This window comes from Streptomyces humi (assembly GCF_001005085.2).
In the GTDB taxonomy this organism is placed as follows: domain Bacteria; phylum Actinomycetota; class Actinomycetes; order Streptomycetales; family Streptomycetaceae; genus Streptomyces; species Streptomyces humi.
Genome location: NZ_LBMU02000010.1, coordinates 58663 through 82234, shown reverse-complemented (window position 1 = coordinate 82234; position 23572 = coordinate 58663). Strand labels below are relative to the sequence as shown.

The window sequence follows — 23572 nt, the reverse complement described above, 5'->3', positions numbered from 1 at the left end:
TAAGCCGGCACGGCCCCGCGCCCCGGACGGGACGCTAGGGCTTGAGTCCCCGCAGCGTCAGGGTCAGCAAGCGGTCCGCCAGATCCGGGTCTCCCGGTGACTCCTCACCCGCCAGGGCGATGGCATGGGTGAGTTGGAGCAGGTCGCCGATCTCCACATCGGTGCGGACCGTCCCCGCCTCCTGGGCACGGGTCAGCAGGGCGGTGCCCGCCTCTCTCATCGGGGTGCCGCAGCGGGACAGGGCCGAGGCCGAGCCGGCGGACGACGCCGACATCAGGGCCCTCGACAGGCCCCGGTAGGCCGCCGCGTGCGTGACCACCTCGCGCAGCCAGGTCAGCAGGGCCCGGCACGGGTCGGGAGCCGCCCGCAGGTCGCGGGCCCGGGCCAGGAGTTCGTCGACGGCGTCCTCGAAGACCGCGCTCATCAGGGCGTGCCGGTTCGGGAAGTGCCGGTAGAGGGTACCGATGCCCACGCCCGCCCGGCGGGCCACGTCCTCCAGCGAGGCGTCGGTGCCGTGTTCGGCGAACACGGTACGGGCCTCGGCGAGCAGCCGGTCGTGGTTGCGGCGGGCGTCGGCGCGCATGGGCCGTTCCAGAAAGTCGGGCGCCCGGCGAACGGGCGGATGCCGTTCGCCGGGCGGTGCGTGCGGTCCGGGTGGGTCAGTCCTTGATCTCGCAGATCACGGCGCCGGAGGTGAGGGAGGCACCGACCTCGGCGGCGAGGCCCTTGACGGTGCCGGAGCGGTGGGCGTTCAGAGGCTGCTCCATCTTCATCGCCTCGAGCACGACGATCAGGTCGCCCTCCTTGACCTCCTGCCCCTCCTCGACCGCGACCTTGACGATCGTGCCCTGCATGGGCGAGGCGAGGGTGTCGCCGGAGGCGACCGGGCCGGACTTCTTGGCGGCGCGGCGCTTCGGCTTGGCGCCCGCGGCCAGTCCGGTGCGGGCCAGGGTCATGCCCAGGGACGCCGGGAGGGAGACCTCCAGGCGCTTGCCGCCGACCTCGACGACGACCGTCTCACGGCCCGTCTCCTCGTCGGCCTCGGCGTCGGCCGGGGCGGCGAAGGGCTTGATCTCGTTGACGAACTCGGTCTCGATCCAGCGGGTGTGGACCGTGAAGGGGTCCTCGGAGCCGGTCAGCTCGGGCGCGAACGCCGGGTCGCGGACGACGACGCGGTGGAAGGGGATGGCCGTGGCCATGCCCTCGACCTGGAACTCGTCCAGGGCGCGGGCGGCCCGCTGCAAGGCCTCGGCGCGGGTGCGGCCGGTGACGATCAGCTTGGCCAGCAGGGAGTCCCAGGCGGGGCCGATGACCGAGCCGGCCTCCACACCCGCGTCCAGGCGGACACCGGGGCCGGTGGGCGCGTCGAAACGGGTGACGGTGCCGGGGGCGGGCAGGAAGTTGCGGCCCGGGTCCTCGCCGTTGATCCGGAACTCGAACGAGTGACCACGCAGCTCGGGGTCGTCGTAACCGAGCGCCTCGCCGTCGGCGATCCGGAACATCTCACGGACCAGGTCGATGCCGGCGACCTCCTCGGTCACCGGGTGCTCGACCTGGAGGCGGGTGTTGACCTCCAGGAAGGAGATCGTGCCGTCCTGGCCGACCAGGAACTCGCAGGTGCCGGCGCCGACGTAGCCGGCCTCCTTGAGGATGGCCTTGGAGGCGCGGTACAGCTGGGCGACCTGGGCGTCGGAGAGGAACGGCGCGGGGGCCTCCTCGACGAGCTTCTGGTGGCGGCGCTGGAGCGAGCAGTCACGGGTGGAGACGACGACCACGTTGCCGTGGGTGTCGGCCAGGCACTGGGTCTCCACGTGCCGCGGACGGTCCAGGTAGCGCTCCACGAAGCACTCGCCGCGGCCGAACGCGGCCACCGCCTCACGGACGGCGGAGTCGTACAGCTCCGGGACCTCCTCCAGGGTGCGGGCGACCTTCAGGCCGCGCCCGCCACCGCCGAAGGCGGCCTTGATGGCGATCGGCAGGCCGTGCTCCTCGGCGAAGGCCACCACCTCGTCGGCGCCCGAGACCGGGTCCGGGGTGCCGGCCACCAGCGGGGCACCGGCGCGCTGGGCGATGTGACGGGCCGCCACCTTGTCGCCCAGGTCGCGGATCGCGTGCGGCGGGGGACCGATCCAGGTCAGGCCCGCGTCCAGGACCGCCTGCGCGAACTCCGCGTTCTCGGAGAGGAAGCCGTAGCCCGGGTGAACGGCGTCCGCCCCGGCCTCGCGCGCCGCGTTGAGGACCTTCTCGATGTCCAGGTAGCTGGTGGCCGGGGTGTCACCGCCCAGGGCGAACGCCTCATCCGCGGCGCGGACATGCAGAGCGTCGCGGTCCGGATCCGCGTAGACGGCCACGCTCGCGATCCCCGCGTCCCGGCAGGCCCGGGCCACACGGACAGCGATTTCGCCACGGTTGGCGATGAGCACCTTGCGCACGATTGAGGCTCCCTCCTTGAAACAAGCCGAGTTTAGGGAAGGCCGACACGGCACTTCGACCCGTCCCCAATGGTGAGCTTGCCCACACGGAGCGTGATGCGAGGCTCGCCCGACCCGCGAAAGTCCTTGTCGCACCACGGTACGCAGGACTCCTTCGGGAAACCCTAGCCCCGTCGTGTGGTCAAGGTCTCTGTGAGAGCGTGCCGCGCCCCACTCCGTTTCTTTGTCGAGTCCCTACGAATGGCCCAACGATTCTTTGCTGGCGACCGGACCCTTGTCCCCGGGTTTACCCGTTAGTAGCGTTCGCGATGTCTTGAACGAACTTCAAGTAACACCGGCTCACTAGTGCCGGGGACGAAAGTGGGTGGACCGGTGGTGCGCAGACCGGTGGCGTGGGTCGTGGCGGTCATACTCTTCGCCGAGGCACTCGGCATCGCGGCGCTCAACTGGTTCATGGCGGTCGCCGTCGACCGCCAGCACATGTCCCTGGCGGGCCTCGACGCGGACCGGATGTCGATGTCCGCGCGGATCGGCGCCGTGGTCTTCGGCCTCTACTTCGCGCTGTGCGCCCTGGTGGCCCTGCTGGTGGCCGTGCGCAACCGCCCGCCGGCCGGCTTCGGCCGGGTGCTGCTGATCAGCGTGGCGGTCGTGCACGCGCTGCTGGGCGCCGTGTCGTGGGGCCTGGTCGGCTGGAACGCGTTCCTGTACATGGTGGTCGTCCTCGCGCTCGTCGTCCTGCTCCTGATGACGTACGACCGGACGGACGACACCGGTGCGGGCGAGACGAGCGGGCCGGGTGGGCCAGGTGGGGCGAGCGGAGGCGACGACGGCGCCGTGACCGGACCCGGTCCCGAGGGGGACCCGGCACCGGCGCTCCGCAAGGACGGCACGCCACCCGCCGGACCCGTCACCCCGCCGGCGCCCACAACTCCGTGATGCCCACGCCCAGGTCGGCGAGGAGCCGCCGGACCAGGGGCAGGCTGATGCCGATCACGTTGCCGTGGTCGCCGTCGATGCCCTCGACGAACGGCGCGCTGCGGCCGTCCAGCGTGAAGGCCCCCGCCACGTAGAGGGGTTCTCCGGTGGCGACGTACGCGGCGATCTCCTCGTCGGTGGGCTCGCCGAACCGTACGACGGTGGAGGCGGTCGCCGACACCCAGCGCTTGGCCGCCGTGTCCCACACGCAGTGCCCGGTCTGAAGGGTGCCCGCCCGGCCGCGCATCGCCTTCCAGCGGGCGGTCGCCTCCTCGGCGTCGGCCGGCTTGCCGAGCGCCTGGCCGTCGAGGTCCAGTACCGAGTCGCAGCCGATCACGATCGCGCCCTGGACGTCCGGACGGGCGGCGACCACGGACGCCTTGGCCTCGGCGAGGGCGAGGGCCAGATCGGCCGGGGTGGGGGCGGTGACGGCCTCCTCGTCGACGCCGCTGACGATCACCTCGGGGGTGAGACCGGCCTGACGCAGCAGGTTCAGCCGGGCGGGGGACTGGGAGGCGAGGACGAGTCTGCGCATGGCGTCAGCGTAGTGGCTGCGGTTCAGCTGACGCCCAGCACGATCATCGCCAGCAGCATGGCCAGAGCCAGGAAGACGCCGAGCCGCCGGAGTGTGTTCTGCATGTCCCGCAGTTCCTTCGGCGGCTCGTCTTCGGGGTCCGACCAGAGCATGTCACCAGCGTGCGGCCCGGCCGGGGGCGGGCGCCTGAGTAGGGGTACTCAGATCGGAGCCCGGTGACCTGCTCGGTGCCCGGTCCGGGTGGCTGCTAGCCGGGCCAGTAGGTGCGGGTCCACGCCGTCTGGCTCGGCAGCGGGAAGCGGCGCCGGGCGATGCGTGCCGGGTCCGACCAGGCGTCCTTGTCTCCCGTGGCCTGCTCGGGGACGGCCGCCGCCATGGCGGCCGCGCGTGCTCTTACGACCGCCAGTGCGGCGGCCAGTTCCTCCGGGGTGGGGTTGCCCCGTACGACCTTGATCGTCACCGTGGCTCCTCGGTTCCTTAGAGGGGGATGTTGCCGTGCTTCTTCGGGGGCAGGGACTCGCGCTTGGTGCGCAGCTGACGCAGACCCCGTACGACGTGCCGGCGGGTGTCGGAGGGCATGATCACGGCGTCTACGTAACCGCGCTCGGCCGCCGTGTAGGGGTTGAGGAGAGTGTCCTCGTACTCCTGGATGAGCTGCGCCCGGACGGCCTCACCGGTCCCCGAGGACTCGGCCTCCGCGATGGTGCGGCGGTGCAGGATGTTGACCGCGCCCTGGGCGCCCATGACGGCGATCTGGGCGGTGGGCCAGGCGAGGTTGAGGTCGGCGCCCAGGTGCTTGGAGCCCATGACGTCGTAGGCGCCGCCGAAGGCCTTGCGGGTGATGACGGTGATCAGTGGGACGGTGGCCTCCGCGTAGGCGTAGATCAGCTTGGCGCCGCGGCGGATGATGCCGTCGTGCTCCTGGTCGACACCGGGCAGGAAGCCGGGCACGTCGACGAAGGTCAGGACCGGGACGTTGAAGGCGTCGCAGGTGCGCACGAAGCGGGCCGCCTTCTCGCTCGCCTTGATGTCCAGGCAGCCGGCGAACTGCATCGGCTGGTTGGCGACGATGCCCACCGGGTGGCCCTCGACGCGGCCGAAGCCGGTCACGATGTTCGGCGCGAACAGCGCCTGCGTCTCGAAGAACTCGCCGTCGTCCAGGACGTGTTCGATCACGGTGTGGATGTCGTACGGCTGGTTGGCGCTGTCCGGGACCAGGGTGTCCAGCTCCAGGTCCTCGGCGGTGACCGTGAGGTCGGCCTCCTCGGGGAAGAGCGGGGGCTCGGAGAGGTTGTTGGACGGCAGGTAGGACAGCAGCTGCTTGATGTACTCGACGGCGTCCTTCTCGTCGCCCGCCATGTGGTGGGCGACGCCGGAGACCGAGTTGTGGGTACGGGCGCCGCCCAGCTCCTCGAAGCCGACGTCCTCGCCGGTGACCGTCTTGATGACGTCCGGGCCTGTGATGAACATGTGCGAGGTCTGGTCGACCATGACCGTGAAGTCGGTGATGGCCGGGGAGTACACGGCACCGCCCGCGCAGGGGCCGACGACGAGCGAGATCTGCGGGATCACGCCGCTCGCGTGGGTGTTGCGACGGAAGATCTCGCCGTAGGCGCCGAGCGAGGCGACGCCCTCCTGGATGCGGGCGCCACCGGAGTCGTTGATGCCGATGACCGGGCAGCCGGTCTTCAGGGCGAAGTCCATCACCTTGACGATCTTCTGCCCGTAGACCTCGCCGAGGGCGCCGCCGAAGACGGTGAAGTCCTGGGAGAAGACGGCGACCGGACGGCCGTCCACGGTGCCGTAGCCGGTGACCACACCGTCGCCGTAGGGGCGGTTCTTCTCCAGGCCGAAGTTGGTGGAGCGGTGCCGGGTGAACTCGTCCAGCTCGATGAAGGAGTCCTCGTCGAGGAGCAGCTCGATCCGCTCACGGGCCGTCAGTTTGCCCTTGGCGTGCTGCTTCTCGACCGCGCGCTCCGAACCGGCGTGTGTCGCTTCGTGGACACGGCGCTGGAGATCCGCGAGCTTGCCCGCGGTCGTGTGAATGTCGATCTCTTCCGGCTCGGACATCGGGATGCGGCTCCCTGCCTGCTCAAAAGGGGGGACGGTTACTCATCCGTAGCGTAGTGGGGCACCTACCAAACGGCAGTGCGGCGTACAACACACCTAGGGTGGCTTGCATGACGCCGCGAGATGCAGCAGACGCCAACAACAATCCCTGGTCCGACCTGGACCGTCCACCGCTCAAGGAGACGGGACTGCGCAGGGCCCTGGTGCGGGACGGGGGACACGGGGGTCTCTACTGCGACGTCGTGGTGGTGCCGCGTACCGGATCGACCAACTCCGATCTCGTGGCCCGGGCCCTCGCGGGGGACGCCGACGAGGGGGTCGTGCTGGTCGCCGAGGAGCAGACGGCGGGGCGGGGGCGGCTGGACCGCCAGTGGACCGCGCCCGCGCGCTCCGGGCTGTTCTTCTCGGTGCTGCTGAAGCCGGCCGAGGTGCCGGTGGCCCGCTGGGGATGGCTGCCGTTGCTCACGGGCGTGGCGGTGGCGACCGGGCTGGCGCGGGCGGCGGGCGTCGACACGGCGCTGAAGTGGCCCAACGACCTCCTGGTCACGGTGGACGGCGAGGAGCGCAAGGCCGGTGGCATCCTCGCGGAGCGGGCCGGTGAGGACGGCGTGGTGGTCGGCGTCGGCATCAACGTCACGCTCCGCGCCACGGAGCTGCCGGTGCCCCAGGCGGGGTCGCTGGCGCTGGCCGGGGCGGTGAGCACGGACCGGGAGACCCTGCTGCGGGCCGTTCTGCGGTCCCTGGAGGACTGGTACGGCCGGTGGCGCGCCGCGGGCGGCGATCCGGCCGTGAGCGGGCTCCAGGAGGCGTACGCGGCGGGCTGCGCGACGCTGGGGCGGTCGGTGCGGGCCGAGCTGCCGGGGGACCGGTCGCTGGTCGGGGAGGCGGTGGCCGTCGACGGCGACGGGCGGCTGGTGATCGCCACGAAGGAGGGCGTGCAGGAGCCGGTGGGCGCGGGCGACATCGTGCACCTGCGTCCGGCGTGAGAGATGGGCAGCGCCTCGTAAGGGCAGCGCGCTTCGTAAGGGCAGAGCCTCGTAACGGGCGCCGGGGGTCCCCCGGCGGGAGACTGCGGGAGGAACCGCGCGAGCGGCCCCCACCCACCCGCACCCGGAGACCGACCCCCACCACCCCGATGTCGGCTTACCTCACGTGGAGACCGACCCCCACCACCCCGATGTCGGCTTACCTCACGAAGTGAGCTACCGCACACCTGCCGTAGAGTTGAGGCCGGTCGGTATGCGACCGCGGTAGATCGGAAAGGCAGCAGGCGTGACCGTCGACGACACGGGCTCCGGCGAGGGCGCGGACGCCGCCGACTCCGGCGAGGACCCCCTCGCGCTGCGCCTCGAAGGCCTGATCCTCGGGGCCGAGCGCCGCTACACCCCGTTCCAGGCGGCCCGCAGCGCCGGTGTCTCCATGGAACTGGCGTCGAGGTTCTGGCGGGCGATGGGCTTCGCGGACATCGGACAGGCCAAGGCGCTCACCGAGGCCGACGTGCTGGCCCTGCGCCGGCTCGCCGGTCTCGTCGAGGCGGGCCTGCTCAGCGAGGCCATGGCGGTGCAGGTGGCGCGGTCGACCGGGCAGACCACCGCCCGTCTGGCGGAATGGCAGATCGACTCCTTCCTGGAGGGCCTGACCGAGCCCCCCGAGCCGGGCATGACCCGCACCGAGGTCACGTATCCGATCGTCGAGCTGCTGCTGCCCGAGCTGGAGGAGTTCCTCGTCTACGTCTGGCGCCGCCAGCTGGCCGCCTCGGCGGGCCGGGTCGTGCAGGCCGCCGACGACGAGGAGATGGTCGACCGGCGGCTCGCCGTCGGTTTCGCCGACCTCGTCGGGTTCACCCGGCTGACCCGCCGGATGGAGGAGGAGGAGCTCGGCGAGCTGGTCGAGGCCTTCGAGACCACCGCCGCCGACCTGGTCGCGGCCCGTGGCGGCCGGCTCATCAAGACTCTCGGTGACGAGGTGCTGTACGCCGCCGACGACTCCGGTGTCGCCGCCGACATCGCGCTGCGCCTGGTGGAGACCATGGCGCACGACGAGACCATGCCGGAGCTGCGGGTCGGGATGGCCTTCGGCACCGTCACCACCCGAATGGGCGATGTCTTCGGTACGACCGTGAACCTGGCCTCCCGGCTGACCTCCATAGCCCCGAGGGACGCCGTGCTCGTCGACTCCGCGTTCGCCGAGGAGCTGATCCGCTCCGGTGAGGCCCCCGCGTCGGAGGCGGAGGCCGCCGAGGCGGCCGCGGCGGCGGAGAAGGAGGGCGAGGAGCCCCCCACCTACCGTTTCGCGCTCCAGCCGATGTGGCAGCGTCCGGTGCGCGGCCTGGGCGTCGTGGAACCGTGGCTCCTGACCCGCCGCGACGGGGAGCCCTAGCCGCCGGCCGACACCGGTGCCCACGGCCGTGCGCACCGACACCGAGGGCGACACCCTCACCCCGGCCCCCTGGACCGCCGCCGCTACGGCCGCTGCCGCTTCTACCGTTATCGCTACTGCTACTGCTACTGCTACTGCTACCGCTACCGCTTCCCGCACTTCGCCTGGTCCGCCGGGCGCCTGGAGGCCGTCCGGTGGCTCCGTCCGCGGGCACGGGCCGGTTCTGCTGGTGCGTCACCGCGACCTGGTCCGCCGGACCGTCCGGAGGCCGCCCGGTGGGGGTTGGTCCGTGGACAGGGGGTGATCCCGGCCGGTGCGGCACCGTGACCTCTCCCCGTGAGCTGATCCGCGGACGTCCCTAGCCGGTCGTGAGCGGGTTCACGCACAGGCCGACGATCGGCAGGCAGACGGTGCCGGTCGGCCGGTGCGTGCCGGGCGTCGGGGCGGGGGGCGGGGTGGTGGTCGTGGTCGGTGCGGTGGTGGTCGCGGGGGGTGGCGTGTCCGGTGGGCGGGCCGGCCCCGCCGGGACGGTCGTCGGGACCGTGACCGTGCTGGGCAGGGCGGTGGGCGAGGCCGAGGGCGAGGGCGACGCGGCGGCCGTACCGCCCGCCGTGGTGGACGTCGGCGCGGGGCTCGCGCCCGCGGTGCCGCCGGCCGCGGACGGGGCGGCCGTGGGGACCGAGCCGATGGTGGCGGCCGCGTTCGCCGAGCGGGCCGTCGTCGCGTCGGCGGTCGGATCCAGCCGGGGCTCGGCCTCCGCCGTGCCGGGCGCACCGGCCCCGCCGCCGTCCGGCGCCAGCCGTACGAGGCTCAGCACACCCGCGGCCACCGCGAGCCCTCCGGTGGCGAGCAGCACCTTGCGGGGCCGGGGCTTGCGGTGCCGCCCCCGGCGCCGGACTGCGGACGTTCCCGTCATGACCTTCCCTCCCCGCCGTGCCTCCCCGATGTGCCATGGCGAGCGCACGTTATGCGCTCCTGTGGGGTGTGCGCCGGGAGTCTCCCGGGATGTCACCCGAACGGGGGTCTGCGGGGCCGATCGGTGTCCGGGGTCCGCCGGTGCCCCTTTCCCCGGCCCGCCCCGGCTGCGATGATCGGGGCCAGGCTGTTAACCCGCGTTAACCGGAGGGTGTCGTGAGCGAGGAGCGGTTCGGGGAGTTCGTACTGGTGCGACGGCACGGTCAGGTGGCGGAGCTGGTCCTGGACCGGCCCAAGGCCATGAACGCGGTGTCGGCGGACATGGCCCGCTCGATCGTGGCCGCGTGCGCCGCGCTGAGCGCCGACCGGGACGCCCGGGTGGTGGTGGTGACCTCCTCGCACGAGCGGGCGTTCTGTGTCGGCGCCGACCTCAAGGAGCGCAACTCCATGACCGACGCGGAGCTGCTCCGGTCGCGGCCGCTGTCGCGCGGGGCGTACACGGGCGTGCTGGAACTGCCGATGCCGGCGATCGCCGCCGTGCACGGCTACGCCCTCGGCGGGGGCTTCGAGCTGGCGCTGTCCTGCGACGTGATCGTGGCCGACGGTACGGCCGTGGTGGGCCTGCCCGAGGTGTCGGTGGGCGTGATCCCGGGCGGCGGTGGCACGCAGCTGCTGCCCCGCAGGGTGGGCGCGGCCCGCGCGGCCGAGCTGATCTTCTCGGCCCGGCGGGTGGAGGCGCCGGAGGCGCACCAACTGGGCCTGGTCGACCAGCTGGTGGAGCCGGGGCGGGACCGGGAGGCGGCACTGGCGCTGGCGGCGCGGATGGCGGCGAACTCGCCGGTGGGGCTGCGCGCGGCGAAGCGGGCGCTGCGGCTCGGGCACGGCCTGGACCTGAGGACCGGCCTGGAGGTCGAGGACGCGGCCTGGCGATCGGTGGCCTTCTCCGGCGACCGCGCGGAGGGTGTGGCGGCCTTCAACGAGAAGCGTCCGCCGCAGTGGCCGGGGGAGTAGGGGAGCGGCTGTGCGGCGCCCGGCAGGGGCGCCGGGGTACGCCCGGACGGAGGCCGGGGGAGGAACTGCGCGAGCAGCCGCCACCGGCCCGCGGTCCGCGACGGGGCGATCAGTCGCAACACCTGTTCGCCGCACCAGAGTCCCGAATGCAGCAAATCATCCCTAACCTGGAGTAATGGGTGATGACAACCGCCTCGCCGCCGTAGTGACGCTGGCGCAGGGCATGGCTGCCGCTCACACCCCACGTGAGTGCTGGCACGCCGCCGCCACCGGCGCCTGCCGCGCCCTGTCCGGCGGCTTCGCGGCGCTCTCCGTCTGGGAGCGCGACCTCGGCCGGCTGCGGGTCCTCGTGAACGTCGGGGAGCGTGCCCCGGACGAGGAGGAGTTCCCGGAGGCCGAGGCCTATCCGGTGCACCAGTTCCCGGAGATCACCGAGTTCCTGCACGAACGCTGGGCGGGCGGCGGCGGCCCCAACGCCTGGGTCGAGACGGCCGAGGGCGCCGCCGCCGGCCGCCCCGGCTACTCCCACCGGCGCGTCGACGCCCTGCGCCGCCGGGGCCGCGGCTGCTGCCTGGTCGCCCCGATCGTGCTGCACGGCAGGGCCTGGGGCGAGCTGTACGTCGCCCGCGCCGCCCACGCCCCCGTCTTCGACCGCGCCGACGCCGACTTCGCCACCGTCCTGGCCTCCGTCGTCGCCGCCGGGATCGCCCAGACCGAGCGGCTGGAGGAGGCCCGCAGGCTCGCATACACCGACGCCCTCACCGGTCTCGCCAACCGGCGGGCCGTCGACGCGCGCCTCGACGAGGCGATCGACCGGCACCGCGCGGACGGCGCCGTGGTCAGTCTGGTCGTCTGCGACCTCAACGGGCTGAAGAAGGTGAACGACACCCGCGGTCACGCCGTCGGCGACCGGCTCCTCGAACGCTTCGGTTCGGTGCTGTCCCTGTGCGGGGCGATGCTCCCGGGCGCCCTCGCCGCGCGCCTCGGCGGGGACGAGTTCTGTCTGCTGGCGGTCGGTCCGCCGGCCGACGACGTGGTCAAGGCCGCCGACGAACTCTGTCGCCGGGCGGCAGAACTGGAGCTGGGGGAGGGGGTCGCGTGCGGGGTCGCCTCGACCGCGGACCCGATCGGGCCGGTGCGCTCGGCCCGCCGCCTGTTCCGGCTCGCCGACGCCGCCCAGTACCGTGCCAAGGCGCTCCGCGCGGACCGGCCGGTGGTGGCCGGGCGGGAGGGGCCGGACGATCCCGTCGTACGGCTGGCGGACGCGCCCCCGCCGGAGCGGGCCGAGCGGCGCAGCTTCCGGGGACGCCGGGGACTGTGACGCAGAAGTAAGGGGCAACCCCGCACCCCACTAGTGACAGCAGCCGCATTCAGTGCTTACGATCCTGAATATGGATATGCACACTGTGGTGGTGGGGACGTCCGGCGTCACCGCGTCCGACGTTCTCGCCGTGGCTCGCGGCGGCGCCCGCGTGGAGCTGTCGGCGGAGGCGGTCGCGGCGCTCGGCGCGGCCCGGGAGATCGTGGACGCGCTGGCGGCCAAGCCCGACCCCGTCTACGGCGTCAGCACCGGCTTCGGCGCTCTCGCGACCCGGCACATCAGCCAGGAGCTGCGGGCCCAGCTACAGCGCAACATCGTCCGCTCGCACGCCGCCGGCATGGGGCCGCGGGTCGAGCGCGAGGTCGTACGGGCCCTGATGTTCCTGCGGCTGAAGACCGTCTGCTCCGGACACACCGGTGTGCGTCCCGAGGTCGCGCAGACCATGGCCGACGTGCTGAACGCCGGCATCACCCCGGTCGTCCACGAGTACGGCTCCCTCGGCTGCTCCGGCGACCTGGCCCCGCTGTCCCACTGCGCTCTCACCCTCATGGGGGAGGGCGACGCCGAGGGCCCGGACGGGGTCGTACGGCCCGCCGGTGAACTGCTCGCGGAGCACGGGATCGCGCCCGTCGAGCTGCGCGAGAAGGAGGGGCTCGCCCTCCTCAACGGCACCGACGGCATGCTCGGCATGCTGGTGATGGCCCTCGCCGACCTCGACATGCTCTACAAGTCCGCCGACGTCACGGCCGCGTTGAGCCTGGAGGGGCTGCTCGGCACCGACAAGGTGCTCGCGCCCGAACTGCACGCCATCCGCCCGCACCCCGGGCAGGGCGACAGCGCCGCCAACATGCTCGCCGTGCTCGACGGCTCCGAGCTGACCGGGCATCACCAGGACGACGCGCCGCGGGTCCAGGACGCGTACTCCGTGCGGTGTGCCCCGCAGGTCGCCGGGGCCGGGCGGGACACCCTCGCGCACGCCCGGCTGGTCGCCGAGCGCGAGCTGGCCTCCGCCGTCGACAACCCCGTCGTGCTGCCCGACGGACGGGTCGAGTCCAACGGCAACTTCCACGGGGCGCCGGTCGCCTACGTCCTCGACTTCCTCGCCATCGCCGTGGCCGACCTCGGGTCCATCGCCGAGCGGCGCACCGACCGGCTGCTCGACAAGAACCGCAGCCACGGTCTGCCGCCGTTCCTCGCGGACGACGCGGGCGTCGACTCGGGGCTGATGATCGCGCAGTACACGCAGGCGGCGCTGGTCAGCGAGTTGAAGCGGCTGGCCGTTCCGGCGTCCGCCGACTCGATCCCGTCCTCGGCGATGCAGGAGGACCACGTGTCGATGGGGTGGTCGGCCGCGCGCAAGCTGCGTACGGCGGTGGGGAATCTGACGCGGGTCATCGCGGTCGAGCTGTACGCGGCCACCCGGGCGATCGAGCTGCGGGAGGGACTGACGCCGGCGCCGGCGTCGCGCGCGGTCATCGAGGCGGCGCGCTCCGCGGGGGTGCGGGGGGCCGGGCCTGACCGGTACCTGGCGCCGGATCTGGCGGCGGCGGAGGAGTTCGTGCGGGGCGGGGGAGTCGTCGCGGCGGTGGAGACGGTGACCGGGCCGTTGCGGTAGGTCGTTCCGTGCGGGTGCGTGGGGGCTGGTCGCGCGCTTCCTCCCCCAGCCTCCGGCCGGGGATGCCCCCAGCGCTCCTTTCGGGGCGCTTCGGCAGCGCCCCTCAGGAGGTGCTGTCAGTTCAGCTTCGCCGACTGGGCCTTGATGACCGTCTGCGGGACCGTGTAGGTCTTGCCGGCCATCATCGCGCCGATGTTCATCGTGAAGTACGTCGCGAGGGTGTTGCCGTGGCGGACCACCTCCGCGTGCAGCGGGGCCTTGTCGCCGTCCATGTCGGTGATCGCAGTGAAGGCCACCGACTCGTCGCCGGCGCCCGAGGGCTTGACCGCCGTCACCTTCGTTATCTTCTGCTCGTCGCCGGAGGTGCCGCCGGTGAAGCCGGCCGCGCAGTCCTTCAGCGCGGTGGAGACCGCCTTCATCGCGTCCTCGGCGCCCCGGCCGTCGTACGACGACAGGTCCAGGGACGTCACGTCCAGGTTCAGCGAGTCCTTGAGCGCGCTCTCGAACTTGCCGTCGGCCAGGTCGTCGAGGGAGGTCGCGTCGTCGGTCGGGTCCTTCTTGTCCTCCCGCACCGTGCGGCCGATCTCGGCGGGCGCGTCGGCCGGGGCCAGGCCGGTGAGGACGTAGGCCAGCGGCCGGCACTTCTCGTCGCTGGTCCGCACCTTGCTCTTGACCGGGGCGCCGTCGCCGACCGCGTTGACCTTGTAGCCGTCCACCTCGCCCTGCGCGAGGATGCGCTGCTTCAACTGCGTGGCGCTCAGCGCCCGTACGGACGGAGCGGTGGACTTCCGCGCGGACTCTTCCTCCGAACTCCCGCCGGAGCAGCCCGTGACGAGGGCGAGGGACAGCGTGCCGCCGACGGCGAGGGCGCAGATCCGCACGCCCGATGATCTCTTCATGAGAGGACTCTGAGTCCTCGGTCAAGGAGTGGTCAAGTTGTTTAAAATTCCAGCCGTTCGCGGCGGACCGAATAGACCACGAAGCCCGCGCCGACCGCGAGGAAAAGGGTCCCGCCGACGACGTACGGGGTGGTGTTCGGGCTGCCGGTGTCGGCGAGCCGGGTGGCGTCCCCGGTCGCCTCGGACGTCGCCACCGAGAGCGCCCTGGCCTGCTGGGTGACCCGCGTCGCGGTGCCCTCCGACGTGCTGGTTCTCGCCGGGGCGTCCTGGGACGCGTTGGCGGACGGGACGAACCACAGCGCGCACAGGAGCGTGCCTGCGGCGGTGGCGGTCAGCAACGGGCGGCGAACGGATGACACGGAATATCGATCCCCTTGTGACGCTGGCGAATTGGCCGTGTGGGCAGATGTTAGTGAAAGTCGCGGGTCACGGGAAAGTCACGGGAGGTTTCGGTCGTACGCTCCGGTCATGAGCACTCCAGAGACATCACGTTTTGTACGGCTTCGGGTGGAACTGGTCCTCGAGGTCGAGGACGCCTCCGAGGTCGCCAAGGCCGCGCTGGACCGGATCGCCGAGGACCCCGAGCTGCCCGACGAGGAGCGGACCCATGCCGAGGCGGCTGTGACGGAAGACACCGCCGAGGCCGTCGCCTACCTGGTGGATCCGTTCGACCTGGTCAGCGAGGTGCCCGGGGTCGAGCTCCAGCAGGCCTCCTGGTCCAGCGAGCGGATTTCCTACGATCCGGATTCGCCGGAGTGGGATCTCGACGAGGATGATGGCGAGGACGACGAAGAAGAGGACGGCATCGGCTGAGCGATCCGGGGAACCAGTGACCCCGGACGGCAACGGCCGTCCGGGGTTTCGTCGTCCGAAGGACGCTCGGACCGACCCTCGCGCACCGGCCGCCCCGGCGGACGTGGTGTGCCCCACAGATCCCAGGAATGCGGAACGGGGCGGCGCGGCCGGAGCGTTGAGACTTCCTGACGGGGACTCCCGGTGTGTTCGCGGACTCGGCAACGATGGAGAAGCGTGTGATGACGGACAGTAAGCGGCGCAAGGGCCTGGTGGCCGCGTCCGCACTGCTCGGTGGTGTTCTGGTGCTCACGGCGTGTTCCGGCAGCGACGACAAGGCGTCCGGCGGCGACACCAGCACCCAGGCCCAGGCGGACGAGGCGGCGGCCAAGAAGTCGTCGCAGGCCGACATCACGATCACGCCCAAGGACGGGTCGAGCAACGCGTCGATCAACAACTCGGCGGCCGTCACCGTCAGCAAGGGCACGCTCACCGGCGTCACCATGACCACCGCCGACGGCAAGGCGGTCTCCGGGGCGCTGTCGGCCGACAAGAAGAGCTGGAAGCCCTCCGCCCAGCTGGAGCGGTCCACCACCTACAAGGTCGCCGCCGAGGCCAAGGACTCCGCGGGCCTGGTCGCGCACGAGAACGCGTCCTTCACCACGGTCTCCCCGGCCAACAGCTTCATAGGCAGCTTCACGCCGGAGGACGGTTCGACCGTCGGCGTGGGCATGCCCGTGTCGATCAACTTCGACAAGCAGATCACCAACAAGGCCGCCGTCCAGAAGGGCATCACGGTCAGCACCACCAGTGGCCAGGAGGTCGCCTGCCACTGGTTCTCCACCCAGCGCATGGACTGCCGCCCCGAGGACTACTGGAAGGAGAACTCCACCGTCACGCTGAAGCTGGCGCTCGACGGTGTCGAGGGCGCCTCCGGTGTCTACGGCGTCCAGCAGAAGACGGTCACCTTCCACATCGGCCGCAACCAGGTCTCCTACGTCGACGCCAAGACCAAGGAGATGAAGGTCACCCAGGACGGCAAGACCGTCAAGACCATCCCGATCTCCGCGGGTTCGCCGGAGAACAAGACGTACCAGGGCGTCATGGTGATGTCCGAGAAGTTCAAGGAGACGCGCATGAACGGCGCGACCGTGGGCTTCACCGACAGCGACGGCAAGGGCGAGTACGACATCAAGGACGTGCCGCACGCCATCCGCCTCACCAGCTCCGGCACCTTCCTGCACGGCAACTACTGGGGCGCCAAGTCCATCTTCGGTGCCGTGAACACGAGCCACGGCTGTGTCGGCCTCTCCGACACCAAGGGCGCCAACGACACCAGCACGCCGGCCTACTGGATGTACAGCCACTCGATCGTCGGTGACGTCGTGGTCATCTCCAACACCGGCGACAAGACCGTGGCCCCCGACAACGGCCTCAACGGCTGGAACATGAACTGGGCCGCCTGGAAGGCCGGTTCGGCCGTCTGACCGGTCCGGGCGGCCCGCCGCACAGCCGCCCCACAGCTTCACGGTGCCGCCCCCAGGGGCGGCACCGGCATTTCTGGGGTCCGCCACAGCCTTCTCATGCTTCTCTTATTTCGGCCTTATAGAGCCATCACGGTGCGTCCCTACCTTGCGGTCATGTTCTTCACCTACCTGAGGCGCGAACTGCGCCGCCGCAGAAAGGCGGCTCTCGTCGTCGCCTCCGGCCTCGCGCTGGGCATCGCACTGGTCATCGTGGTCACCTCCGTGTCCTCCGGCATGGGGAAGGCGCAGGACAAGGTCCTCCAGTCGCTGTACGGCCTGGGCACGGACATGACGGTCACCAAGGCCGCCTCCGCCACCGCGAGCAGCTCCCAACGTCCGCGCTTCAACTTCGACGCGCAGAACAGCGGTTCGGCGAAGACGCAGAGCAGTGACCGCGTCATGGTGCAGGGGTTCACCACCCTCGCCTCCTCGACCGTCACCAAGGTCTCCGGCCAGAAGGGCGTCTCGACCGCGGTCGGCGGGCTGAGCCTCAACGTGGTCAAGATCAGTGGTCAGTTCACCCGCGGTCAGTTCCAGCAGAACCAGAACTCCGGCGGCAACGGCGGCGGTTTCCCGGGCGGCGGCAGCTCCGGCGCCCCGCAGGGCGAGGTCCGCGGCGGCGGCGCCAACTTCGACGTCAACAGCTACAGCGTCTTCGGCACCGACGTCGCCAACGCCGACCTCGGCCCGCTGACCTCGTCGAAGATCACCAGCGGTCGTACCTTCAAGTCGAGCGAGGCGAACGCGAAGGTCGTCGTCGCCGACTCGGCCTACGCCAAGCAGAAGAAGTACAAGGTCGGTTCCACGGTCACCATCAAGAGCGTCAAGTTCAAGGTGATCGGCATCGCCACCGCCAACTCCGGTGACTCCGCGGCCAACCTGTACATCCCGCTCCAGCAGGCGCAGACGCTGGCCAGTGAGAAGAACAAGGTCACCACGATCTACGTCAAGGCGACCGACTCGCAGCAGATCGACTCCGTCAAGAGCGCCATCCAGAAGAACGTCTCGGGTACGACGGTCACCACCTCCGCCGACCTCGCCAAGACGGTCTCCGGTTCCCTCTCCACCGCCTCCAGCCTCGCCACCAACGTCGGCAAGTGGCTGTCCATCGCGGTGCTGGTGGCCGCGTTCCTGGTCGCCGGTCTGCTCACCTCGTCGGCGGTCTCCCGCCGGGTCCGCGAGTTCGGCACCCTGAAGGCGCTGGGCTGGAAGTCCGGCCGGGTCACCCGGCAGGTCATCGGCGAGGCCATGGTCAACGGCCTGGTCGGCGGCGCGCTCGGGATCGCGCTCGGCCTCGCGGGCGCGTACGTCGTGACCGAGATCAGCCCCACCCTGGAGGCCTCCCTCGGCAGCGGCGGCGGTAACACGGGGGGTGGCCCCGGCGGCGGTGGGTTCGGCGGCGGTGGTGGCGGCGGCTTCGGCCCCGGCCGGGGGACCGCGAAGACCCTGGAGGTCGCCCTGACGGCTCCGGTGAGCGTGACGACGATCGTCCTCGCGGTGGCCCTCGCGGTGGCCGGCGGCCTGATCGCGGGCGCGTTCGGCGGCTGGCGCGCGTCGCGGCTGCGCCCGGCGGACGCACTGCGGCGCGTGGAGTAGCCGACGCCGGATGCGGCTGGGGGCGGTGGGGACGCTCACCGGCGCTTGCCGGGTGCCGCCCGCGCCCACCGTCCCCCACTCTCGGCTTCGCTCGAGCGGGGGGACCCCCATCGCCCCAGCGGCACGACTGCCCGCGGCTGGGAAGGGGCGCGGGGAACTGCGCGAGCGACCCCCACCGGCCCGCAGCCGACAACCGACCGCCCTACCCCAAAAACCCTCCAGGAGTCCCCATGTACGAACTCAGAAACGTCACCAAGCTCTACTCGCGCGGCAAGGACACCGTCCGCGCCCTCGACGGCATCGACCTCACCATCGCCGACGGCGACCGCCTGGTCATCCAGGGCCCCACCGGCGGCGGCAAGTCCACGCTCCTCCAGATGCTCGGCGGGCTGGACCGCCCCACCTCGGGCGAGGTCGTCCTCGACGGCACCGACCTGGCCAAGCTCTCCGAGACGAAGCTCACGGCGGTCCGCAGCGCGAGCATCGGCTTCGTCTTCCAGTCCTTCAACCTGATCCCGACGCTCACCGCCCAGGAGAACGTCGAGACCGCCCTCGTCCCCCTCGGCGTCAAGGCCAGGGAGCGCCGGGAGCGCGCCGCCGAGGCGCTCACGTCCGTCGGTCTCGGCGAGCGCCTCGGCCACCTGCCCGGCGAGATGTCCGGCGGCCAGCAGCAGCGTGTCGCCATCGCCCGGGCCCTGGTCAAGCAGCCCAAGGTGCTGCTCGCCGACGAGCCCACCGGCAACCTCGACGAGGGCATGCGCGACGAGATCATGGACGTACTGGAGCGCATGTGGAAGGAGCACGGGCTGACCTTCATCATGGTCACCCACGACTCCGCGATCGCGAAGAAGGCCCCGCGCCTCGCGACCATCCGCAAGGGCAAGATCACCGTCAAGGAGAACGCCGGCGCATAACACCGAACTCCACAGCCTGACCGCGCGGTTGTGTAACGGTGTCAGCCCCGGCGGGTAACAAATCCCGCGCGCTCTTCTTACCGGTCTCTCATCTATTGAGGCCGCTGATCACCCCCCGGCATACTCCGTGTTCCGGGGGGTTGACGTATGTGCGTACGAGACTTCCCCCGGCCGGGTGAACGGGGAATTCGCCCGGCACACCGTCTCCCAGGGGGAGTCTTGCGCAGACAAGTGAAAAGAGCCGCCGGCGCCACCGTGGCCACGGCCGCGGCCGTGGCCCTCGCCGCGGGCATGACCAGCCCGGCGTCGGCGAAGCCGGAACCGCGAGCCGCCTCGGCCGTCGCCGCGGCCCGCTCTTCGCTCACCGCCAAGCAGCACGTCACCCTGATCACCGGCGACCGGGTCGCCCTCGACGCCAAGGGCCGCGTCGTCGGCCTGGACCGGGCGAAGGGGCGCGAGCACATACCGTTCCGGATCAGCAAGATCGAAGGACACACCCTCGTCGTGCCCGGTGACGCCGTCCAACTGGTGGCCTCCGGAAAGCTGGACCAACGGCTGTTCGACGTCACCGAGTTGAACAAGGCCGCGACCCGCAGGGCACAGAAGAACGGCCTGAAGGTCATCGTCGGCTACAGCGGTGCCGCCCCCGCGGCCAAGGCCGACGTCCGGGACGCGGGCACCCTGCGGCACAGCCTCAAGGCGCTCAACGCGGACGCCGTGCAGACCCCGGTCAAGGACACACCCGAGCTGTGGGACGCCGTCACCGACGGCGACAGGGCGGCCTCCGGTATCGCGCACGTCTGGCTGGACGGCGTCCGCAAGGCCAGCCTCGACAAGTCCGTGCCGCAGATCGGCGCCCCCACGGCGTGGGCGGCCGGCTACAACGGCAAGGGCGTCAAGATCGCCGTCCTGGACACCGGTGTGGACACCACCCACCCGGACCTCAAGGACCAGGTGATCGCCTCCAAGAACTTCACCACGGCCACCGACGCCTCCGACCACTTCGGCCACGGCACGCACGTCGCGTCCATCGCGGCCGGCACCGGCGCCAAGTCGCACGGCAAGTACACGGGTGTCGCACCCGGCGCGAAGATCCTCAACGGCAAGGTCCTCGACGACACCGGCTCCGGTGACGACTCCGGGATCCTCGCCGGCATGGAGTGGGCGGCGGCCGAGGGCGCCGACGTCGTCAACCTCAGCCTCGGCGGCTACGACTCCCCGGAGATCGACCCGCTGGAGGCCGAGGTCAACAAGCTCTCCAAGGAGAAGGGCATCCTGTTCGCGATCGCCGCGGGCAACGAGGGCCCCCAGTCGATCGGTTCGCCGGGCAGCGCCGAGTCCGCGCTCACCGTCGGCGCCGTCGACGGCAACGACAAGCTCGCCGACTTCTCCTCCACCGGCCCCGCCGCCGACGGCTCCCTCAAGCCGGACGTCACCGCGCCGGGCGTCGACATCACCGCCGCCGCGGCCAAGGGCAGCCTCATCGACCAGGAGGTCGGCGAGAACCCGGCCGGCTACCTGACCATCTCCGGTACGTCGATGGCCACCCCGCACGTGGCGGGCGCCGCCGCGATCCTCAAGCAGGAGCACCCGGACTGGGGCTACCAGGAGCTGAAGGCGGCCCTGACCGGCTCCGCCAAGGGCGGCAAGTACTCGCCGTTCCAGCAGGGCACGGGCCGGATCGCCGTCGACAAGGCCATCAAGCAGACCGTGCTCGCCGAGCCGTCGTCGGTCAACTTCGGAGTGCAGCAGTGGCCGCACACCGACGACACCCCGGTCACCAAGCAGCTGACCTACCGCAACCTCGGCACCAAGGACGTCACCCTCAGCCTCGCGGCGACCGCCACCGACCCCAAGGGCGCGACGGCCCCGGCCGGCTTCTTCAAGCTGGGCGCGACCAAGGTGACCGTACCGGCGGGCGGCACGGCCTCCGTCGACGTCACCGTCGACACCAAGCTGGGCGGCACCCTCGACGGCGGCTACTCGGCGTACGTGACGGCGACCGGCGGCGGCCAGACCGTCCGTACGGCGGCCGCGGTCCAGCGCGAGGTCCAGTCGTACAGCGTGACCGTCAAGCACATCGGGCGGGACGGGAACCCGACCGGCGTCTACAACACCGCTCTGGTCGGCTACGCGGGCCTCGGCAGCGGCAGCGCGATCAACGTGCCGGTGTCCGACTCCGGCACCACCACGATCCGGGTGCCGAAGGGCACGTACCTGCTCGACGCCTGGATCGCGAAGGACCTCACCACCTTCGACGGCGGTCTCGACTGGCTGGTCCAGCCGAAGCTGAGCGTCACCAGGGACCTCACGGTCACCGTCGACGCCCGCACCACCAAGGCGTCCGACATCACCGTGCCGGACGCGCAGGCCCAGCCGCACTCCGCGACCATCGACTACATGTACGACCCCGCGGGCGTCGGGTTCGGCGTCGGCTTCGACACCTTCGACAAGATCCGGACCGCGCCGCTGGGCGGCGAGGTCACGGACGGCCTGACCCAGACCTGGAGCGGCCAGTTCACCAAGGGCGCCGACGAGGAGTACGACGTCGCCACCAGCGCCCTGGTAAGGAAGTTCCAGGCCGGCAAGGTCCGGCACTTCAAGGCCGGCGAGCTGGCCACGGTCCGGAACACCGTCGGCGCGTCCGCGCCGGGCAAGACCGGCGCGGTCGCCCCGTGGGGTGTCGTCGGCGAGGACGTCGTCATGGGCGACGCCGTGGAGCAGAAGCTGCCCGGCTCCCGCACCTTCCACCTCTCCACCGCCGACCACGCCCAGTGGGCCTTCGACGCCATGCAGTTCGGCTCCCACGACGCCCAGGGCTTCCCGGTCGCCGACGCCTACTACACCGTCGGCGAAGCGAAGGCCTACCAGGCCGGCAAGACCTACCAGAACACCTTCAACACCGCCGTGTTCGGCCCGCACCTCACCTCCGAGTACGGGCTCTACCGGGACGGCAACCAGATCTACGGCATCGTCCCGCTGTTCTCCGACAGCGCCAAGCACCCCGGGTCCTCCGACTTCCTGTCGGTGAACACCACCCTGTACCGCAACGGCACCAAGGTGGGCTCCAACAAGGACCCGCTGTTCGGCGACGGCCTGTTCACCGTGCCGTCCGGCGACGCCGAGTACAAGCTGACCACCTCGGTCATCCGCTCGGTCAAGGTCGCGGCCGCCTCCACCCGGATCGACGCGAGCTGGACCTTCCACTCGAAGAAGCCGGGCAACGGCGTGCCGGCCAAGCTGCCCGCCTCCACCGTCCACTTCGGCGCCAAGACCGGTCTCGACAGCCGCGTCACGGCGGGCAGCACGGTCACCTTCCCGGTCACCGTCGAGGGTTCGGCCGCCGGCCGCAACCTGAAGTCCCTGACGGTCTACGTGTCGTACGACTACGGCCAGACCTGGAAGAAGCTGACGGTCAGCCACGGCAAGATCACCGTCAAGAACCCGGCCAAGGGCAAGGCAGTCTCGTTCCACGCCAAGATCGCCGACAAGAAGGGCAACCGGTCGACGATCTCGATCTACAACGCGTACTACGCCAAGTGAGCGCGTCAGCCGCCGAGTAGACCCTCAGCGAGCGGCCCGTCGGAAGCGCGGCTTCCGGCGGGCCGTTCCCCGTGCGGGGAGGTCAGGGGGCGGACGGCACCCGGGTCGCGTCCCGGCCCCAGCTGGCCAGCAGCCGCAGCGCCTCCGCCGACGCCGAACCCGGCTCCGCGTGGTACGTGACCAGGGCCTGGTCCATGTCGTCCGGCATCCGGAACGACTCGTAGTTCAGCGACAGCTCACCCACCAGCGAGTGGTGCATCCGCTTCAGCCCGTGGCTCTTCTCCTTGACGTCGTGCGTCGCCCACAGCCGGCGGAACTCCTCGCTCTTCACGGAGAGTTCGCCCACCAGCGCGGACAGCCGGGTGTCGTCGGGATAGCAGCCCGCGTCCATCCGCAGCTGGCACACGATGTCGATCGCCTTCTGCTCCCAGTCGACGAAGAGATCGCGGTAGTCGGGACGCAGGAACGTCAGCCGCGCCCAGTTGCGCTCCGCGGCCGGCAGCTCCGCCCAGTCGCCGAAGACCGCCGCCGCCAGCCGGTTCCACGCCAGGATCTCCGAGCGCCGCCCCACGATGTAGGCGGGCACGCCCTCCATCGCGTCCAGCAGCTGCGCCAGCGGCGCCCGCACCTGCTGGGGCCGCCCCGACGGCTTCTTCTTGTGCTGCTTGCCCTTGGCGAGATGGGTGAGGTGCGCGTGCTCCGCGTCGGAGAGCCGCAGCGCGCGGGCGATCGAGTCCAGCACCTCCGCCGACACGTTCCGTCCGTTGCCCTGCTCCAGGCGCGTGTAGTACGCCACCGACACCCCGGCCAGCTGCGCCAGCTCCTCCCGCCTGAGCCCCGGCACCCTGCGGTGCCGCCCGAAGTCCGGCAGCCCCACGTCGGCGGGGCGCAGCCGGGCCCGCCGGCTGCGCAGGAACTCGCTCAGCTCGGCACGCCGGTCCAGGGACGGGGAGAGGGACGGCCGGTCCAGGGCCGGGGAGGCGGGCAGGGGGTGGTCTTCCATACCTCCAGTATTCACGGTCGTACGCACCGGAACCTGACCCCGCCAG

At 71.4% G+C, this 23572-nt stretch carries 21 protein-coding genes; 11 read left to right on the top strand and 10 right to left on the bottom strand.

The features are described from left to right. Positions 1–34 precede the first annotated feature (34 nt). Positions 35–583, bottom strand: a complete 549-nt coding sequence (locus AAW13_RS03030) for a TetR/AcrR family transcriptional regulator (RefSeq protein WP_046731852.1) — start codon at positions 581–583, stop codon at positions 35–37. 76 nt (positions 584–659) lie between these two features. Beyond that, positions 660–2432 carry an acetyl/propionyl/methylcrotonyl-CoA carboxylase subunit alpha gene (locus tag AAW13_RS03025; protein ID WP_046731853.1) on the bottom strand — a complete coding sequence of 591 codons (1773 nt, stop codon included), beginning with the start codon at positions 2430–2432 and terminating at the stop codon, positions 660–662. Positions 2433–2804: 372 nt separating this feature from the next. Here AAW13_RS03025 and AAW13_RS03020 point away from each other — a divergent pair, with 372 nt between their 5' ends. Further along, positions 2805–3368, top strand: a complete 564-nt coding sequence (locus AAW13_RS03020; RefSeq protein ID WP_046731854.1) for a hypothetical protein — start codon at positions 2805–2807, stop codon at positions 3366–3368. Here AAW13_RS03020 and AAW13_RS03015 read toward each other — a convergent pair. The 4 genes from AAW13_RS03015 to AAW13_RS03005 all read right to left on the bottom strand — a co-directional run bounded on the left by AAW13_RS03015 (position 3340) and on the right by AAW13_RS03005 (position 6012). Further along, positions 3340–3942 (bottom strand): Maf family protein, encoded by a 603-nt coding sequence (locus tag AAW13_RS03015; RefSeq protein ID WP_046731855.1) that lies wholly within the window; start codon positions 3940–3942, stop codon positions 3340–3342. The genes AAW13_RS03020 and AAW13_RS03015 overlap by 29 nt on opposite strands. A 23-nt stretch (positions 3943–3965) precedes the next feature. Then, the gene (mmpB, locus tag AAW13_RS47360) at positions 3966–4094 is read right to left on the bottom strand and encodes a morphogenic membrane protein MmpB (protein WP_107483225.1); all 129 of its coding nucleotides are present in this window, start codon (positions 4092–4094) and stop codon (positions 3966–3968) included. Positions 4095–4189: 95 nt separating this feature from the next. Next, complete coding sequence (locus AAW13_RS03010; RefSeq protein ID WP_046731856.1) at positions 4190–4402, bottom strand: acyl-CoA carboxylase epsilon subunit; 213 nt, start codon at positions 4400–4402, stop codon at positions 4190–4192. A 17-nt stretch (positions 4403–4419) separates the two neighbouring features. Beyond that, the gene (locus AAW13_RS03005) at positions 4420–6012 is read right to left on the bottom strand and encodes an acyl-CoA carboxylase subunit beta (protein WP_046731857.1); all 1593 of its coding nucleotides are present in this window, start codon (positions 6010–6012) and stop codon (positions 4420–4422) included. A gap of 110 nt (positions 6013–6122) precedes the next feature. Here AAW13_RS03005 and AAW13_RS03000 point away from each other — a divergent pair, with 110 nt between their 5' ends. Together AAW13_RS03000 and AAW13_RS02995 are read left to right on the top strand one after the other, a co-directional pair. Beyond that, positions 6123–6998: a biotin--[acetyl-CoA-carboxylase] ligase gene (locus AAW13_RS03000; RefSeq protein WP_046731858.1), complete on the top strand. Its 876-nt coding sequence runs from the start codon at positions 6123–6125 to the stop codon at positions 6996–6998. A gap of 286 nt (positions 6999–7284) precedes the next feature. After that, entirely contained in the window at positions 7285–8391 is a 1107-nt protein-coding gene (locus tag AAW13_RS02995) for an adenylate/guanylate cyclase domain-containing protein (RefSeq protein WP_046731859.1), read from the top strand. A 358-nt stretch (positions 8392–8749) separates the two neighbouring features. On the opposite strand, the gene AAW13_RS02990 is transcribed toward AAW13_RS02995, so the two are convergent. Beyond that, on the bottom strand, positions 8750–9307 hold the full coding sequence (locus AAW13_RS02990) for a hypothetical protein (RefSeq protein ID WP_240528524.1): 558 nt from the start codon (positions 9305–9307) through the stop codon (positions 8750–8752). 215 nt (positions 9308–9522) lie between these two features. On the opposite strand from AAW13_RS02990, the gene AAW13_RS02985 reads away from it, so the two are divergent. From AAW13_RS02985 to hutH, 3 genes are all read left to right on the top strand, one after another. Next, the gene (locus AAW13_RS02985; protein ID WP_046731860.1) at positions 9523–10317 is read left to right on the top strand and encodes an enoyl-CoA hydratase/isomerase family protein; all 795 of its coding nucleotides are present in this window, start codon (positions 9523–9525) and stop codon (positions 10315–10317) included. 175 nt (positions 10318–10492) lie between these two features. Next, complete coding sequence (locus AAW13_RS02980) at positions 10493–11638, top strand: GGDEF domain-containing protein (protein WP_046731861.1); 1146 nt, start codon at positions 10493–10495, stop codon at positions 11636–11638. A 76-nt stretch (positions 11639–11714) separates the two neighbouring features. Next, on the top strand, positions 11715–13253 hold the full coding sequence (gene hutH, locus AAW13_RS02975) for a histidine ammonia-lyase (protein WP_046731862.1): 1539 nt from the start codon (positions 11715–11717) through the stop codon (positions 13251–13253). A gap of 116 nt (positions 13254–13369) precedes the next feature. Here hutH and AAW13_RS02970 read toward each other — a convergent pair whose 3' ends face one another. Further along, on the bottom strand, positions 13370–14152 hold the full coding sequence (locus tag AAW13_RS02970; RefSeq protein WP_240528520.1) for a hypothetical protein: 783 nt from the start codon (positions 14150–14152) through the stop codon (positions 13370–13372). Positions 14153–14193: 41 nt separating this feature from the next. Continuing rightward, positions 14194–14511: an LAETG motif-containing sortase-dependent surface protein gene (locus tag AAW13_RS02965; RefSeq protein WP_079178688.1), complete on the bottom strand. Its 318-nt coding sequence runs from the start codon at positions 14509–14511 to the stop codon at positions 14194–14196. Between the two features lie 109 nt (positions 14512–14620). Here AAW13_RS02965 and AAW13_RS02960 point away from each other — a divergent pair, with 109 nt between their 5' ends. The 5 genes from AAW13_RS02960 (at position 14621) to AAW13_RS02940 (ending at position 22523) form a co-directional block, all read left to right on the top strand. Beyond that, positions 14621–14965 (top strand): hypothetical protein, encoded by a 345-nt coding sequence (locus AAW13_RS02960; protein WP_046731865.1) that lies wholly within the window; start codon positions 14621–14623, stop codon positions 14963–14965. Positions 14966–15186: 221 nt separating this feature from the next. Continuing rightward, positions 15187–16431, top strand: a complete 1245-nt coding sequence (locus AAW13_RS02955; protein WP_240528519.1) for a L,D-transpeptidase — start codon at positions 15187–15189, stop codon at positions 16429–16431. Between the two features lie 153 nt (positions 16432–16584). After that, entirely contained in the window at positions 16585–18066 is a 1482-nt protein-coding gene (locus AAW13_RS02950) for an ABC transporter permease (RefSeq protein ID WP_046731866.1), read from the top strand. A 230-nt stretch (positions 18067–18296) separates the two neighbouring features. Then, a complete protein-coding gene (locus AAW13_RS02945; protein WP_046731867.1) occupies positions 18297–18980 on the top strand; it encodes an ABC transporter ATP-binding protein in 684 nt (227 codons plus the stop codon). A 231-nt stretch (positions 18981–19211) separates the two neighbouring features. After that, the gene (locus AAW13_RS02940; protein ID WP_046731868.1) at positions 19212–22523 is read left to right on the top strand and encodes a S8 family peptidase; all 3312 of its coding nucleotides are present in this window, start codon (positions 19212–19214) and stop codon (positions 22521–22523) included. An 82-nt stretch (positions 22524–22605) separates the two neighbouring features. Here AAW13_RS02940 and AAW13_RS02935 read toward each other — a convergent pair whose 3' ends face one another. Continuing rightward, entirely contained in the window at positions 22606–23526 is a 921-nt protein-coding gene (locus AAW13_RS02935; RefSeq protein ID WP_046731869.1) for a helix-turn-helix domain-containing protein, read from the bottom strand. Positions 23527–23572 lie beyond the last annotated feature (46 nt).

What these genes read in the sequence shown, in the direction of transcription:
- AAW13_RS03030 (WP_046731852.1), bottom strand. Translation starts at nt 583, where the DNA reads ATGCGCGCCGACGCCCGCCGCAACCACGACCGGCTGCTCGCCGAGGCC.
- AAW13_RS03015 (WP_046731855.1), bottom strand. Translation starts at nt 3,942, where the DNA reads ATGCGCAGACTCGTCCTCGCCTCCCAGTCCCCCGCCCGGCTGAACCTG.
- mmpB (WP_107483225.1), bottom strand. Translation starts at nt 4,094, where the DNA reads ATGCTCTGGTCGGACCCCGAAGACGAGCCGCCGAAGGAACTGCGGGAC.
- AAW13_RS03005 (WP_046731857.1), bottom strand. Translation starts at nt 6,012, where the DNA reads ATGTCCGAGCCGGAAGAGATCGACATTCACACGACCGCGGGCAAGCTC.
- AAW13_RS03000 (WP_046731858.1), top strand. Translation starts at nt 6,123, where the DNA reads ATGACGCCGCGAGATGCAGCAGACGCCAACAACAATCCCTGGTCCGAC.
- AAW13_RS02990 (WP_240528524.1), bottom strand. Translation starts at nt 9,307, where the DNA reads ATGACGGGAACGTCCGCAGTCCGGCGCCGGGGGCGGCACCGCAAGCCC.
- AAW13_RS02980 (WP_046731861.1), top strand. Translation starts at nt 10,493, where the DNA reads ATGGGTGATGACAACCGCCTCGCCGCCGTAGTGACGCTGGCGCAGGGC.
- hutH (WP_046731862.1), top strand. Translation starts at nt 11,715, where the DNA reads ATGCACACTGTGGTGGTGGGGACGTCCGGCGTCACCGCGTCCGACGTT.
- AAW13_RS02970 (WP_240528520.1), bottom strand. Translation starts at nt 14,152, where the DNA reads ATGAAGAGATCATCGGGCGTGCGGATCTGCGCCCTCGCCGTCGGCGGC.
- AAW13_RS02960 (WP_046731865.1), top strand. Translation starts at nt 14,621, where the DNA reads ATGAGCACTCCAGAGACATCACGTTTTGTACGGCTTCGGGTGGAACTG.
- AAW13_RS02955 (WP_240528519.1), top strand. Translation starts at nt 15,187, where the DNA reads ATGACGGACAGTAAGCGGCGCAAGGGCCTGGTGGCCGCGTCCGCACTG.
- AAW13_RS02950 (WP_046731866.1), top strand. Translation starts at nt 16,585, where the DNA reads ATGTTCTTCACCTACCTGAGGCGCGAACTGCGCCGCCGCAGAAAGGCG.
- AAW13_RS02945 (WP_046731867.1), top strand. Translation starts at nt 18,297, where the DNA reads ATGTACGAACTCAGAAACGTCACCAAGCTCTACTCGCGCGGCAAGGAC.
- AAW13_RS02935 (WP_046731869.1), bottom strand. Translation starts at nt 23,526, where the DNA reads ATGGAAGACCACCCCCTGCCCGCCTCCCCGGCCCTGGACCGGCCGTCC.